Raw genomic sequence first — 15,346 nt, 5'->3', positions numbered from 1 at the left:
GATTGTTCTTGATGCATGTCGCCGCGCGAAGCGCCGGATCAAGACCCGAAAAACCCTGAACAAGGAATCAGAAGAGAGTTCGAGTCATGTCAGCCGATCAATTCAGCACCTCCTTTGCTCAACAACGCCTGTGGTTCCTTGAGCAATATGAACCCGGCACGGGCCTGTACAACATTCCGGCGGCCTGCCGGATCAAGGGCGTGCTACGGCTCGATGTCCTGGAACGCAGCCTCAACGCCATCGTCCAGCGACATGAAGCGCTGCGCACCACTTTCTCCGTGGATAACGACCTGCCCGTACAAGTGATCGCCCGCAAGGCGCCCTTGCAGATCCAGACGGTCGAGCTGGCGGCACTCCTCGAACAGAACACCACGCTGCAACACTTCATGGATGAAGAGGCGGCCAAACCCTTCGATCTGACCCACGCGCCGCTGATTCGCGCCACGGCAATCAACGTAGCCTGCGACGAGCACATTCTGCTGCTGACCCTGCACCATATCGTGGCCGATGGTTGGTCCATGGCGGTGTTGCTGAAGGAGCTGAGCAGCCTCTACAACGCCGAAGTGCACGCCATCGCGCCGGCCTTGCAAGCACTTGAGGTGCACTACGCCGACTACGCCGTCTGGCAACGGGAATGGTTGCAAGGCGAGGTGCTGCAACCACAACTGGACTACTGGGAAACCCAGCTCAAGGATGCCCCGAGCGTCCTCGAACTGCCGACCGACCGCCCTCGCCCGCCGCGACTCGACTACCGCGGCAACCGTGTCCATTTCAGCCTTCCCGCCGAGTTGGGCACACAACTCCAGCAACTCAGCCAACGTCACCACACGACCCTGTTCACGACGTTGATCTGTGCTTTCAATACGCTGCTGTTCCGCCTGGGCAATCAGCCCGATATCAGCATCGGTTACCCGGTCGCCAATCGCAATCGCGCGGAAATCCAGCCGCTGATCGGCTTCTTCGTCAACACCCTGGTACTGCGCAGCCAGATGCGCGCAGAACAGCCGTTTGCCGACTACCTGCAACAGGCCCAGGCGACACTGCTCGATTCAGACCTGAACCAGGACATCCCTTTCGAACGACTGGTGGAGGCGCTGCGTCCGGCCCGGGAGCTCAACCACTCGCCGATCTTCCAGGTCCTGTTTTCCTTCTTCAGCCAGGACGTCGCCGAGGCCTTGACGCTCAGCGGAACGACCGCCAGTGCGCTGGCGCAGAACAGTCGTTTTGCCAAGTTCGACCTGTCGCTCGAAATGAACACCCGCCAGGGCCTGCTGGAAGGCTTCTTCGAATACCGGACCGCGCTCTATGACCAGGACACCATCGAGCGTCTGAGCGGCTACTACCGCGTGTTGCTGGAGTCCATCGTCGCCGACGCCGGCACCCGTATCGGCGAACTTGAGCTATTGCCCCAGGAAGAGCGGCTGTCGCGACTGATGCCCGCCCCGACATTGGCGGCCCCGCTCAACGCCGATCAATGCGTGCACGACCTGTTCCTCGCCCAGGTACAACTGACCCCTGACGCCACCGCGATTCTCTGCGCCGGGCAACAGGTCAGCTACCGCCAGCTTGAGCAACAGGCACGGAGCATCGCGGCGCGGTTGGTGGCGTTGGGCGCCGGTCCCGAGACCTGCGTGGCGGTCTGCCTCGACCGCTCGATCGGCATGGTCGCGGCGTTGCTCGGAACCTGGATGGCCGGCGCAACCTATGTGCCGATGGACCCCGCCTACCCCCATGCCCGGCTGCTGCATATGCTCCAGGATTCCCGCGCCCAGGTACTGCTCAGCGAACGCCCCTACGCCGAAGCGTTCAGCGACGAAGCGCTGCACATTGTCCTGCTCGATGACGCTGAGCCCGACACTATCGCCTCCGCCGTCCGCTATCCCGTCGCCGCCCTGAACACCGCCTACGTGATTTACACCTCGGGTTCCACCGGTTTGCCGAAGGGTGTCCAGGTGCCTCATCGGGCAGTCGTCAACTTCCTGCTCTCGATGACCGCACAACCCGGCATCAGCGCCCAGGACCGGCTGCTGGCGGTGACTTCCATCTCGTTCGATATCAGCGTCCTCGAGCTTTTCCTGCCGCTAATCAACGGCGCCAGCCTGGTCCTGGCCGAGCGTGAAGCCGCAGCCGATGGCCAGGCGTTGATCAAGCTGGCCCTCCACCAGAATGTCACCCTCATCCAGGCCACACCCTCGACCTATTGGTTGATGCTTGAAGCCGGTTGGCCCAGCACCCTGGCACTCAAGGTGCTCTGTGGTGGCGAGGCCCTGGCACCGGCGCTGGCGCACCAACTGCTGCAACGCACCGACTCGCTCTGGAACATGTATGGGCCGACCGAAACCACCATCTGGTCGGCCATCAGCCGTGTGACGGCCGATACCAGTTCCATTGGCCACCCGATCGCCAATACCGTGCTTCGGATCCTCGATGAAGGTTCCCACTTGTGTGCCACGGGCAGTCCGGGCGAGCTGCATATCGGCGGCGAAGGCGTCACCCGTGGTTACCTCAACCGTGCCGACCTGACCGCACAGAAGTTCGTGCCCGATCCCTATGGATCGGCGTCGGGAGAACGCCTGTATAAAACCGGCGACCTGGCCAGGTGGCTGCCTGGCGGCGAGATCGAATTCCTCGGACGCATCGACCATCAGGTCAAGGTCCGTGGGTTCCGCATCGAACTGGGCGAAATCGAAACACAACTGGTCAGCTACCCCGAGGTTCGCCAAGGGCTGGTGATTGTCCGGGAAGACCAGCCCGGCGAGCAGCAGATCGTGGCTTACCTGCTGGTCGGCGAGCGCTACTCGGCCGATCCGGCACAACTGCGCCAACACCTGGCGCAGACCCTGCCCGGCTATATGATCCCGAACCACTTCGTGGTCCTCGAACAATTGCCCCTGACCCCCAACGGAAAGATCGATCGCAAGCGCTTGCCGGCGCCCAGCGTAACGCCACAAGGCGAACAAGCCGTGCTTCCCGGCACGGCCATGGAAAAGGCTATTGCCGACATCTGGCAGCAAGTGCTCAAACTGGAAAACATCGGCATTACCGATAACTTCTTTGAGCTGGGTGGGCACTCGATACTTGCCACCCAGGTGGTCTCCCGGCTGCGCAAGACCCTGCAGGTCGATCTCTCGGTACGGGCACTGTTCGAAGCACCGACCATTGCCCAACTGATCGACAGCCTCGGCTCGGAGACGGTTCGCCAGGCCCCGCCGATCGTCCCGTATTCGCTGCCGGACAAACCCCAACCGCTGTCGTTTGCCCAGGAGCGCCTGTACTTCCTGAATCACTTCGAGCCCGCCAGCGCGGCCTACAACATCCCGCTCGCCCTTGAGCTGAACGGCCCGCTGGAAGTGGCGCTGCTGCACAAGAGCCTGGATGAACTTATCCGGCGCCACGAGTCACTGCGCACCACGTTCGCCCTGGACGAGGACGGAAAACCCCTGGCCCGGGTTCACCCCGAGGCGCTCGGTCATCTGGTCTACAGCGATCTGCGTCATCACGCCACGCCACTGTTGACCGCCAGGACCTGGGCCCAGGCTGAAGCACAACAGCTGTTTTCCCTGGAAGAAGGGCCGTTGTTGCGGGCGTCGCTGCTGCACATCGCCGAGCAGCAACAGGTCCTGCTGCTGACCCTGCATCACATCATCGCTGACGGCTGGTCGATCGCCGTGCTCGCCCGTGAACTCATGGCCCTCTACCAGGCCTTCGCCCAGGGCCACGCATCGCCTCTGCCGCCACTGGAAATCCAGTACAGCGACTATGCCTTCTGGCAGCGCCAATGGCAGGCCCCCTTCGAGTTCGACACGCAGATCAGCTATTGGCTCGAGCACCTGGCCCAGGCGCCGACCACCCTGGAGCTGCCGACCGATCGGCCGCGCCCGGCCATCCAGACCTACCGAGGCCAGGTCATCAACCGGTCGCTGGACAAAGCGTTGTCCGAACAGATCGACGCGTTGAGCCAAACCCTCGGCGCCACACCGTTCATGACCCTGCTGGCGCTGTTCAACGTCCTCCTGAACCGCTACAGCGGCCAACAGGACATCGTGATCGGCACCCCGATCGCCAATCGGACCCGTCCCGAAGTCGAGCCGCTGATCGGCCTGTTCGTCAACACCCTGGCCTTGCGCACCCGCCTGGAGGGCAACCCGAGCTTCAGCGAACTGCTGGAGCAGGTTCGCGACACCACCCTGAGCGCCTACGCCCATCAGGAACTGCCGTTCGAGAAGGTCGTCGAGGCCCTGGCCATCCCCCGGGACATGAGTCGTTCGCCACTGTTCCAGGTGCTGTTCATCCTGCAGAACACCCCACTCGAGGCATTGGCCCTGCCAGGCCTGGAGATCGGCAGCTTTGCGGTCGAGTCGAGCACCGCCAAGTTCGATCTGAGCCTGGAGCTGACCCCATCGGCCCAGGGCTACCAGATGCGCTGGGAATACAACTGCGACCTGTTCGACGCCGACACCCTCGAGCGCATGGCCAGCCACTTCGAAACACTCGCCCGCTCGGCCATGGGCAATGCGCAACAAGCGATCCAGCTGTTGCCGATGATCACCGCGCAGGAAAAGCAACGGATCGTCCACGACTGGAACGCAACGCATCGCGCCTATCGGCCACTGACGGTGCATCAGTTGTTCAGCGAAATGAGCGAGCAATGCGCCAGCTTGCCCGCCGTGGTGTTCGGCACCGAGTCGATGACCTACCTGCAACTGGAAGCACGCTCCAACCAGTTCGCCCACTACTTGCAGCGCTCGGGCGTCCGGCCGGGCACCCTGGTGGGGATCTGCCTGGAGCGCTCGATGCACGTGCCAGTGGCGATTCTCGGTATTCTCAAGGCCGGCGCCGTGTGCGTGCCGATGGACCCGAGCTATCCGACCGAACGCCTGCGCTTCATGGCCCAGGATGCCCGGGCCGACCTGATCGTCACCCTGACCGAGCTGCTTCCCCGTGTCGACGGCTGCAGCAACACCATTGTCTGCATGGACCAGTGCGCAAGTGCCTGGGATGAAGCCTCGTCAAACCCGGCCCAGCCGCAGAACCTGCTGGACCTGTGTTATGTCATCTACACCTCGGGGTCGACGGGCCAACCCAAGGGCGCGGCCCTGACCCACGAAATGCTGACCAACCTGGTCCAGTGGCAACTCACCGAATCGCGCCTGGGCCAGGGCGACAACACCTTGCAGTTCTCGCCGTTGAGTTTCGACGTCAGTTTCGACGAGTTCTTCTCCACCTGGGCCAGCGGCGGCACATTGGTCATGGTCAGCGAAGAAACCCGCCGGGACCCCGTGTTGCTGCTGGAACTCATCCAGCAACAGGACATCGCCCGCCTGTTCATCCCCTTCGTCGCCCTGCAAGGCATTGCCGATGCGGCCAGGGATCTCGATCAGTTGGCCTGCCTGAAGGAAATCGTCTGCGGCGGAGAGCAACTGCAAGTCACCCAGGAAGTCGTCGAGCTGTTCCAGAAATTGCCCGGGGCCTTGCTGCACAACCAGTACGGCCCGACGGAATCGCACTTCGTCACCGGCTACCGGCTCAGTGGCGACGCCGCGCAATGGCCGGCCCTGCCGCCGATTGGCAAACCGCTGTTCAACTCGCAGATGTACGTTCTCGACGCCAGCCTGGAACCGGTGCCCGTCGGCGTGCGAGGCGACCTCTACATTGCCGGCATTCACCTGGCCCGCTGCTACTGGGAACGCCCCGACATTACCGCCGAGCGCTTCATTCCCAACCCCCACGGCCACACGCCGGGGGCGCGGATGTACAAAACCGGTGACGTCGCGCGCTACCTCACCGACGGCAATATCGAGTACCTGGGGCGCTCGGACCACCAGGTCAAGATTCGCGGATTCCGTATCGAGTTGGCCGAGGTCGAACAGGCACTGATGGCCATCGATACGGTAGCCGCTGCGGCCGCAGTGGTCAGGGAAGATCGTCCGGGGCTGAAAAAGCTGGTGGGCTACCTGGTTGCCAAAGGCGCTTGTGCCCTGGTGATCGCGGACATCAAGGAGGATCTGAAACGGACGCTGCCGGACTATATGGTCCCGACCGCCTTCGTCATCCTCGACTCCCTGCCCCTGACCCCCAGCGGCAAAGTCGACAAGCGCTCCTTGCCACAGCCGCAGGCCGACGCCCTCGAAGACCACTACGTCGCCCCCCGCAACGACAGTGAACAGCAACTCGCCACTATCTGGGCCAATGTCCTGAACCTGCCCCGGGTCGGTATCACCGATGACTTCTTCGAACTCGGCGGGCATTCCCTGCTCGCCACCCAGGTGGTCTCGCGCATTCGCAAGCAACTGAACGTCGACCTGGCGCTGCGCACCCTGTTTGAAGCACCGACGATCGAGCAACTGCTGCCGCGCCTGAACAGAAACCCGGCAGCGGCCCTGCCGGCAATCGCCGCCGCCGACAGCGGCACGGGTGTGAAAGCCGCGTCCTTCGCCCAGGAACGCCTGTTCTTCCTCGACCGCCTTGATCACTCAAGTACGGCCTACAACATTCCACTGGCCCTGGAACTGAACGGCCCGCTGGACGTGGCGGTGCTGCAGCACTGCCTGGACGAACTGATCCGCCGCCACGAGCCTCTGCGCACGACCTTTGCCCTGGGCGAAGACGGCCAGGTGCAGTGCTTCGTTCAGCCTCAGGCCGCCGACACCCTGACCTATACCGATCTGCGTCATGCCCCGCAGCCGCTTTCGCTGGCCCGGGATCAGGCACGCAGGGACGCGCAGCAACTGTTCTCCCTGGAAGACGGACCACTGCTGCGGGTATCACTGCTGCGGGTAGCCGAACAGCAGCACGTCCTGCTGTTTACCCTGCATCACATCATTGCCGATGGCTGGTCGATCGCGGTACTCAGCCGTGAGGTCATGGCTCTCTACCAAGCCTTCTCGACGGGCCAGCCATCGCCCCTGCCGCCCTTGGAAATCCAGTACAGCGACTATGCCCTCTGGCAACGAGCGTCCCAGGCCCCGAGTGTATTCAAGGCCCAGGCCGATTACTGGCGCCGCCAACTGGCGCAGGCCCCCAGCAGCCTTGAACTGCCAACCGACCGGCCACGCCCGGCGATCCAGACCTATCGCGGTCAGGTGATCAGCCGGACGCTGGACCCAAGCCTGTCCCGACAGATCGACAACTTGAGCCAGCGCCTGGGCGCGACGCCGTTCATGACCCTGCTGGCCCTGTTCAACCTGCTGCTGAGCCGCCACAGCGGCCAACACGACATCGTCGTCGGCACGCCCATCGCCAATCGGACCCGCACCGAAGTCGAGCCCTTGATCGGCCTGTTCGTCAACACCCTGGCCCTGCGCACGCGGCTTGAGGGCAACCCGACCTTCCGCCAGTTGCTGGAACAGGTCCGGAACACCACCCTCAGCGCCTACGCCCAGCAGGAGCTGCCGTTCGAGAAAGTCGTCGAGGCCCTGGCGGTTCCCCGGGACATGAGCCGCTCGCCGCTGTTCCAGGTGATGTTCATCCTGCAGAACACCGCGCCCGAAGCGTTGCAGCTGCCTGGCGTGGATATTCGCGGTTTCGACATTGGCGCCACGACGGCCAAGTTCGACCTGAGCCTGGAGCTGACACCGTCGGCCCAGGGCTACCAGTTGCGCTGGGAATACAACTGCGACCTCTTCGACGCCGACACCCTCGAACGCATGGCCACACAGTTTCAAACCCTGGCGGAATCGGCCGTCCTCGACACCGAGAAGCCGGTCGCGACCCTGGACCTGCTGTGCGCGTCGGAAAAAACCCGGATTCTCGAGCAGTGGAATGCCACCGAGGTGACGTTCCGTCCCGTGGCGGCGCTTCACCACCTGTTCGAGGAACAGGTCGAGCAAACCCCGAATGCCATCGCCGTCACCTTTGAAGGGCAACACCTCAGCTATCGGCAACTCAACGAAAAAGCCAACCAGCTGGCCCATCACCTGATTCAACACGGCGTCAGGCCGGACGACCTCATTGCGATCTGCATCGAGCGCAGCCTGGAGATGACCATCGGCCTGCTGGCGATCCTGAAAGCCGGCGGCGCCTATGTCCCGATCGATCCGCACTACCCCGACGAGCGTATCGCCTACATGCTCGAAGATGCCGCGCCGGTCATGACCCTGACGCAACGCAGCCTGATCGACCGGAGCGTGCTTCAACAGAGCAACAACCTGTGCCTGGACGCGGACGCCGCGCTGTTTGCTCGCCAGCCGAAAACCAACCCCCAGCGCTCGTCAGACCCGGCTTGCCTGGCCTACTGCATCTACACCTCGGGCTCGACGGGCAAACCGAAAGGCTCATTGAACAGCCACCAGGCGATCATCAACCGAATCCTCTGGATGCAGGACACCTACCCGCTGGACGCCACGGACCGGGTGCTGCAAAAGACCCCGTTTTCGTTCGACGTGTCGGTCTGGGAATTCTTCTGGCCACTGTCCGTGGGCGCTCGCCTGCTGATGGCCAAGCCCGAAGGGCACAAGGACCCCGCCTATCTGGAAGCCCTTATCGAACGCGAAGGCGTGACCACCGCGCACTTCGTGCCCTCGATGCTCAGCGTCTACATGGCCTGCACCCGGGCCAGCCATAGCCACTCCCTGCGTCGCCTCTTCAGCAGCGGCGAGGCGCTTTCCACCTCGGTGCAGAATGATTTCTTCAAACGCTACCCGGCGACGCAACTGCACAACCTGTATGGCCCGACCGAGGCCGCGATCGACGTCACCCATTGGCATTGCCAACCCGATGACACCCACCATGCCGTACCGATAGGCCGGCCGGTGGCGAACACCCGGACCTACATTCTTGACGATGCGCTGCAGCCCGTTCCTGTCGGCGTAACCGGACATCTCTACCTGGCCGGCGTGCAACTATCCCGGGGTTACCTGAAGCGTGCGGACCTGACCGCCGAGCGCTTCCTGCCCGATCCCCATGGAACACCGGGCAGCCGCATGTACATGACCGGTGATACCGCCCGTTACCGCCCCAGCGGCGATATCGAATACCTGGGCCGCAACGACCAACAGATCAAGCTGCGCGGGTTCCGGGTCGAACTGGGCGAGATTGAAATGCAGCTGTGCGCCCATCCGCAGATCAGCCAGGCGGTGGTCAGTGTGCACGCCAGTGAACCGGACAACCCGACCCTCACGGCTTACCTGGTCGGCGTTGCCGGTGCACAACCGGATGTCGCCCAACTGAGAGCGTTTCTGGCCCTGACGCTGCCCAGCCATATGGCGGATCTCTCATTCCAGTTCCTTGAGCAACTGCCATTGACGTCGAACGGCAAGGTCGACCGACGCGCGCTCCCGCAGCCTGTCACCAGCGCTCAGCCCGCCCCTGCTCAACAACGCACCCCAGGCACGCCGCTTGAAAAAAGCGTGGCCGCCATCTGGGCGCGAACGCTGAAGCTCGAGGTGATCGGCCTGGACGACAACTTCTTCCACAAAGGCGGGCACTCGCTGCTGGCGATGAAAATGATCGACCAGGTCAATCGGGAACTGGGGCTCGCGGCCTCCGTGCGCGACGTCTTCGAGTCGGCGGACCTGAGTACCTTCATCGAGAAAATCAGCCTGGGGATGGGCGAGCGTAACTCGACCCGTATCCGGCTCAAGGAAGGCACCCACAAACATCTGTTCCTGGTGCATGCCGTCGGCGGGGTGGTCTCGCCCTATATCAAGCTTTCACAGTTGTTGCCCGACGACCTGAGCGTGCATGCCTTCCAGGCCAAAGGCCTTGACGACGGGGGCCGGGCCATCGAAACCCTGCAAGAACTGGCCGCGACCTACATCGAGGAAATGCTCCAGGTTCAGCCCACGGGCCCCTACTTGCTGGGTGGCTGGTCGATGGGTGGGGTGATTGCCTTTGAGATGGCCCGCCAACTTGAAATGCGTGACCTGCCAGTACACCGGCTGCTGCTGGTCGACGCACCTGCACCGGGCCGCCAGACCGCGGCGCAGGCCTGGCCGCTGGGTGCCTACCTGGTGGACATGGCCCGTTCGCTCGCGGTCAACCTGCCGTTCTCGGCCAGCGAGATGAACCAACTGGTCGAGCATCCAGACCGGGACCGTCTGGCCATCGCCGCGGCACGGCGGATCGGCCTGATCCCGGAGAGCATGGACGACAACCAACTCATGCGCCGACTGAAGGTCTTCCAGGCCAACCAACAGGCCCTGGATACCTATCTTCCTGAAACCGGGATCAACAGCAACCTGACATTACTGCACACGGAAGAAAGCACCGAACTCCAAGAGCAATGGCAGCCCTGGTGCAAACAGTCGTTTATCACCCAGGCACTGAAGGCCGATCACTACAGCATTCTGGAAGCCGGCACGCCCTATATCTGCAAGTTTTTCAATTAAAAAACCGAACAAACAAGATGGTTTGATAAGGAAATTCCATGACCAACTTCAACACTGATGTCTACACCCCGGCAAGAGCGCAAAGAACGTCCGCAATCGTGGCCCATGGCTTGAGCGAAGCCGCGCATCCGAGCCCGCTTTTTCTGGAAACCCCCTACAACGAACTCTGGAGCCGAAACTTCGGTTCCGCAGTCGTCAGCCTCTCGACCACGGCGGACGTCGCCTTGCTCGCCGTCGCCTGTAAAAACCGCAACCTGACAGTACTGTCCCGTGACTGCGAGTTGCGCTGGTCCCATCGGTTTGCCGATGAAGTCACCGCCACGGCGATCTGCGCCACTCATCAAGTCGCGGTGGGCACCCAGCGCACGTCGGATGGAACCGGCACCGCCTATCTCTTCGATGCCCACGGCAAGGAACTGTTCAGCGCCGAGCTGGAATCGCCAGTCTACGGCCTTGCGCTCTCGGCGGATGGCAGCCGCCTGACGATCCTCTGCAAAAACCAGACGCACCACCTCGTCACGCGGGCGGACAATACTTACCAGCTCAGCCAGCCCCTGGACCAGCACCTGGAAGATTCGCGCCCTACCGACACCTTCCTGGCGACCCAGGACCGGGTGCTCGGCGTGCTGGATCAAGATGCCCGCACTGCCAGCGTTGCGATCTCCCAGGGTGGTACGGCAGCCGTCGGCTCGCTGGACGGCAAGATCCATCTGTTCAACCGCCTGGGGAAACCCCTCTGGTCCCGCCAAGTGGATGGCGAGGTCTGGGCGCTGGCCATTTCGGAAAACGGTTCGATCATTGTTTCAGGCTGCACCGACGGCACCGTCAAACTGCTCGCCAACCATGCCCATGATGCCCACAACGACCACATCAGCCTCTTGCAGACCGGTGCCGAACGCCTGGACAGCGTCGCGGAACAGCTTTTCGCGGTCAACGAAATCCTCGCCAGCCTCGGTCAGACCGGCCTGAGCGAATATGCCGTGAACTGGCTGGATGAAGGACCGCTGAAGCTGGGCAAGGACACCCTGGAAGAACTCGCCATCAAACTGCTCAGCGAAGACGTGCAGCTCTTCCCCAAGCACTACACCAGCCATTTCCTCCTGGCCCAGGCCCACCAGAAACGCCAGGAGTGGCATCAAGCCGCACGGCACTTCACCTGGGCCGGCCAGGATGAACGGATGAAACTGAAAAGCTTCACCCTCGCCGGCGAAAGCTTTCTCAAGGCGGGCCTGCCTTTTGCGGCCAAATCGGCGTTCCGTCGGGCACGGGAGCTGACCGTTACCGAAGAGGCGAAAAAAACCCTCTACACCCTGGGCCGCATCCATGAGGAACAAGGCTCCGTCACTGAAGCGCAGAAATACTACGAGGTGGTGTTTACCCTCAACCCCAATTATCTCGATGTCTGCGCCCGGCTGCAGAGCCTGAACAACCCGCTTGCGTCGCTCACGACCCAATCCGGCGGCGAAGACAAGGACTGGTATGGCAGCCTGATTCTCGAACTGCTCAGCCCGGTCTCGCAACGGGGTTTCGACCTGGCGGCCGAAGACAGTGCCGCGCACCCGCGGACCACGGAACTGACCTCGGTGGCCGAACACCGCCAGCGCTTGCTCTCGGTCATCTCCGAGTTCGCCCTGGACAGCGTCGACAAGGTTGCCGATGCCAAGCTCGACTACGACGTCGCCGCGTATATGCGCTACGACTGCTCGGTTCCTGAAGACGAAGCGAAGAAGTCCCTGGAACTGGTCAACATGCTCGATTGCATCAAGCATTACGGCCCGTTCAGCAAAAGCCTGGATATCGGTGCAGCCACCGGCCGCTACCCGACCTTGCTGGCCCAACAAGGCATCCAGGCCTTTGGCGTCGACCTGGAACCCATGGCGGTGGAATACGCCCGGCAGAAGAGCAACGGCGCACTCAACCCGAACTTCCATCAGGGCGACGCCAGGGCATTGCCGTTCGAGAGCACCCAGTTCGATCTCATCACCTGCATGATGGGCACGGCGGCACACTTCCCCCGGGAAGACTTCCCCACCGTCATGTCGGAAATTCATCGCTGCCTGGTGCCCGGCGGGTTCTGCGTCATCTCGACCTGGGACATCGAATGCCCGCACCTGACCTACCTCTCCATCTACTCTCACGAACAGAAAGAGTTGATGCGCCAGAACGCGATCAGCCGCGCCGACGTCCGCAAGATTGCCACCGCGCAAGGCTTCGTCGTCGAAGAAATCAGGGGTGTGGGCCTGCTCCCGGAATCCCTGGGCTATGAACTCGACCTGCAGCAGGACGGCCCTGACAGAATTCGGAACCTGCTGGATATGGACCTTGCCTTCAAAGCCAAATTTCCAAACCTGCACGGCCAGATGTACATGCTGATCATCAGAAAAGTTTGACGATCAGGCCTTATCAAAACCCGTCACCTTCAATTCCAAGGCAGTTCAACCATGACCACTGAAGAAAAAGACCACGACGTTTATCTGGTCGTCGCCAACGCTGAAGAACAGTACTCCATCTGGGCCGCCGACCGCCCGCTGCCGGGCGGATGGCGCCTGGCGGGAAAACGCGGCAGCAAGTCCGAGTGCCTCGAACACATCAAGGAAGTCTGGACCGACATGCGCCCCCTGAGTCTGCAGCAACGCCTGCAGGCTTGAGTCGGTTGCCGCGCAGAGGGGTTGTCATCGACAATCACGCCCCTCTGCCAGGCAAGGCAATGTTCAATCCCGTGGTCTGCCCTCCTGCCCCGATCCCGTCATCTGCCGGGATCTGGAGGAAGGGCACACGTTTTTATCTAAAGGAATAGCCGGATGTCCGTGCGCAACCACGTCTCTGAAAAGGCCCCCGTTTCAGACGACCGAGCCTCCCTTCTGCTCCTGCTTATCGCCTTCGTCGATGCCGCCGGCCGCGGGCTTTTTCTCGCCGGCGCCACCTTTTTTTATACCCAGGTCGTTGGCCTGAGTAACGTCGAAGTCGGCATCGGCCTGGCCTTGGCCGGTCTGTGCGGCCTGGTCTGTGCGGTGCCCATCGGCCGCCTGGCGGATCGCCTCGGCGCCGCCCGTGTCCTGGCTTTTTTGCAGCTCTGGCGCATGGCGGGGTTTTTAATCTATCCCTTCGTCAACGAGTTCTACACCTTCCTGCTGATTGCCTGCTTTATCGGCTGCGTCGAGCAAGCCGTCTGGCCCATCATCCAGACCCTGGTGGGTTCCGCGGTCAAAGCCGACGCCTATGTGAAGACAATGTCCAAGGTGGCGATCGTCAGAAACGTCGCCTATATGCTTGCCGCCGGGGTGTTTTCCATCGTGGTCAGTTTCACCAGCGGCTCGGGCCCGGTGATTGGCCTGCTGATCGCCAACGCACTGGCGTTCCTGATTTCCGCCGTCGTGCTGATCACCGCCAAGCTGCCTCACTCCGCCCCCAAGGAACCGGCAGAAACCGAGCGCGTGACGGCGCCCGCCCATCCGTTGAAGAACCTGAACTTCCTGTCGCTCTCGCTGTGCAATGGCATCCTGTCGTTGCATCAGGCGGTCATGACCATCGCCATTCCCCTGTGGTTGCTGACCAAGACCCAGGCCCCCAAGGCCTTGATCGGCATCATTCTGGTGATCAACGGCATCATGGCCATTACCCTGCAACTGGCTTTCAGCAGGCGCGGCAATGAGGTGCTCTATGCGGCCCGCAAGCACCTGTACGCGGGGATCACGCTGGCACTTTCCTGTGCACTGGTGGCCTTCACCACGGCAGAGCAACCTTCCTACCTGGTGGCCGGCATCCTGTTGTTCGCCTGTGTGGTGATGACGTTCGGCGAGCTCTGGCAATGCGCGGGCGCCTGGGGCATTTCGTATTACCTGTCGCCGGCCGAGAATCGCGCCTACTACTTGAGCGTCTATGCCTTGGGGGCCAATCTGATGACGGTCATTTTCCCGGGGATATTGCCCATCGCCGTCGTGGAAAACGGCTCCACCGGATGGGTCGGGCTGGCAATCGTCTTTGCCCTGGCCGGTATTGCCACCCCGCTTCTCGCCCGAGCCGCGAGCCGTCAGGGCGCGACTCCCGCAGCCGGAGAGATGAGCACCAATGGCGCACAGGCCTGAGAGGGCCCATGCTCCTGACAAAGGCCCGGACCGGGCCCATCGCTCCGGGTCAATAATCGAGCCCCTGGGGCCACCTGTGTGTCCCCAGTATTAGCACTTTGTATCAATAACTCGCGTTAACGTTCTCCCCCTCTAGTCCCCCATGACTTCAACGGTTGTTTGGGCGACATTTTGTAACCTCCAAGTGACATACAAGACCCCTTTCGGTCATCGCCTGCCCACCCTCCTGAAAAAAAATTGCATCACCTAAAAATCAATGGCATCGTAATGAAGATGGACGCTGTACTTGCCGATGCAACCTAGAAAGGATTCTGTTTTTGAAAAAGAACTCTATGGCGCTTGATGCAATAGATTTAAAGATCTTGAGTATCATGCAGGCTAATTGTCTGACCACCACATCGAAACTTGCGGAAGTGCTTTCCATGAGTGAAACACCGTGTTGGCGCCGTCTGAAACGCCTTGAAGAAGAGGGTTTCATCCAGGGCTATCAAGCCATGCTCAACAAGGAAGCATTGGGCTTCGAAGTCACCGCCTTCGTTCATCTTTCTGTTGACTCGCACACCGAAGAAGTCACCCGCAAGCTGGAAGAAAAAATCACCTTGTGCCCGGAGGTCGTGGCCCTTTACAACGTGACGGGCGACTATGATTTCCTGGTAAAGATAGTATGTAAAAGTATTGCCTTATATACAGTCTTTATTGAAAAGACGCTGCGCAAGATTCCCTGCATTACGCAAATCAGAACATCGATCACACTTCGCGAAGTGTATGACTCAAAGATCATCCCCTTGTCTGCCTATACCTGAAACAGCTCGCCCCTCCCGGCCTGCCTTGCCAGGACATCGTGCATCATTGGCAACGACTGCCTAGCCAATCCAACCTTGTAATAACCGGCCCCACGGCGCCGCCCCTTGTTATTCAAACCATCATTTTCAA

Annotated in this window: 5 protein-coding genes; all 5 read left to right on the top strand. The window is 61.6% G+C overall.

Annotated elements, in window-relative coordinates:
• The first annotated feature begins 86 nt into the window (after window positions 1-86).
• The gene (locus HX866_RS04970; RefSeq protein ID WP_177138329.1) at window positions 87-10,328 is read left to right on the top strand and encodes a non-ribosomal peptide synthetase; all 10,242 of its coding nucleotides are present in this window, start codon (window positions 87-89) and stop codon (window positions 10,326-10,328) included.
• A 38-nt stretch (window positions 10,329-10,366) separates the two neighbouring features.
• The gene (locus HX866_RS04965; protein WP_177138326.1) at window positions 10,367-12,718 is read left to right on the top strand and encodes a methyltransferase domain-containing protein; all 2,352 of its coding nucleotides are present in this window, start codon (window positions 10,367-10,369) and stop codon (window positions 12,716-12,718) included.
• A gap of 51 nt (window positions 12,719-12,769) precedes the next feature.
• Complete coding sequence (locus HX866_RS04960) at window positions 12,770-12,976, top strand: MbtH family protein (protein WP_177091487.1); 207 nt, start codon at window positions 12,770-12,772, stop codon at window positions 12,974-12,976.
• 153 nt (window positions 12,977-13,129) lie between these two features.
• A complete protein-coding gene (locus HX866_RS04955; protein ID WP_177138324.1) occupies window positions 13,130-14,413 on the top strand; it encodes an MFS transporter in 1,284 nt (427 codons plus the stop codon).
• Between the two features lie 317 nt (window positions 14,414-14,730).
• Window positions 14,731-15,216, top strand: coding sequence for an Lrp/AsnC family transcriptional regulator (locus tag HX866_RS04950; RefSeq protein ID WP_177091483.1), 486 nt, complete (start codon window positions 14,731-14,733; stop codon window positions 15,214-15,216).
• Window positions 15,217-15,346 lie beyond the last annotated feature (130 nt).

Source organism: Pseudomonas gingeri, assembly GCF_013386165.1.
Lineage (GTDB): Bacteria > Pseudomonadota > Gammaproteobacteria > Pseudomonadales > Pseudomonadaceae > Aquipseudomonas > Aquipseudomonas gingeri_C.
Note: the sequence above shows the minus strand (reverse complement) of the source record. Positions and strands in the feature narration are given on the sequence as shown.